The sequence below is a fragment of the Rheinheimera fenheensis genome, from assembly GCF_039871805.1.
Lineage (GTDB): Bacteria > Pseudomonadota > Gammaproteobacteria > Enterobacterales > Alteromonadaceae > Alishewanella > Alishewanella fenheensis.
Genome location: NZ_JBDPJM010000021.1, coordinates 1 through 1,308 on the forward strand (window position 1 = coordinate 1; position 1,308 = coordinate 1,308).

Here is a 1,308-nt window from a genome sequence, read left to right on the forward strand (position 1 = left end):
CGTAAAACCGTTTGCTCTATCTCATGCAATCAATCATCTGGGTGAACACTTACAACGTCATTTAGCTATAGGTAAGGAGGTGATCCAACCGCAGGTTCCCCTACGGTTACCTTGTTACGACTTCACCCCAGTCATGAATCACAAAGTGGTAAGCGCCCTCCCGAAGGTTAAGCTACCTACTTCTTTTGCAACCCACTCCCATGGTGTGACGGGCGGTGTGTACAAGGCCCGGGAACGTATTCACCGCAACATTCTGATTTGCGATTACTAGCGATTCCGACTTCACGCAGTCGAGTTGCAGACTGCGATCCGGACTACGATACGCTTTAAGAGATCCGCTCACTGTCGCCAGCTTGCCTCCCTCTGTACGTACCATTGTAGCACGTGTGTAGCCCTACTCGTAAGGGCCATGATGACTTGACGTCGTCCCCACCTTCCTCCGGTTTATCACCGGCAGTCTCCCTAGAGTTCCCGACATTACTCGCTGGCAACTAAGGATAAGGGTTGCGCTCGTTGCGGGACTTAACCCAACATTTCACAACACGAGCTGACGACAGCCATGCAGCACCTGTCTTAGCGTTCCCGAAGGCACAACTGCATCTCTGCAATCTTCGCTAGATGTCAAGAGTAGGTAAGGTTCTTCGCGTTGCGTCGAATTAAACCACATGCTCCACCGCTTGTGCGGGCCCCCGTCAATTCATTTGAGTTTTAATCTTGCGACCGTACTCCCCAGGCGGTCTACTTAGTGCGTTAGCTGCGCTACTCACAGTACAAGACCACGAACAGCTAGTAGACATCGTTTACGGCGTGGACTACCAGGGTATCTAATCCTGTTTGCTCCCCACGCTTTCGCACCTGAGCGTCAGTATTGTGCCAGGGGGCCGCCTTCGCCACTGGTATTCCTCCAAATCTCTACGCATTTCACCGCTACACTTGGAATTCTACCCCCCTCTCACATACTCTAGCGTGCCAGTTTTGAATGCAATTCCCAGGTTGAGCCCGGGGCTTTCACATCCAACTTAACACACCGCCTACGTGCGCTTTACGCCCAGTAATTCCGATTAACGCTTGCACCCTCCGTATTACCGCGGCTGCTGGCACGGAGTTAGCCGGTGCTTCTTCTGCGAGTAACGTCAAAAAGTAGTACTATTAACACTACTCCCTTCCTCCTCGCTGAAAGTGCTTTACAACCCGAAGGCCTTCTTCACACACGCGGCATGGCTGGATCAGGCTTGCGCCCATTGTCCAATATTCCCCACTGCTGCCTCCCGTAGGAGTCTGGACCGTGTCTCAGTTCCAGTGTGGCTG

Annotated in this window: 1 rRNA gene; it reads right to left on the reverse strand. The window is 52.6% G+C overall.

Annotated features, from left to right (window positions below):
• Positions 1 to 72 precede the first annotated feature (72 nt).
• A 16S ribosomal RNA gene (locus ABGI61_RS16715) occupies positions 73 to 1,308 on the reverse strand; the annotation flags it as partial.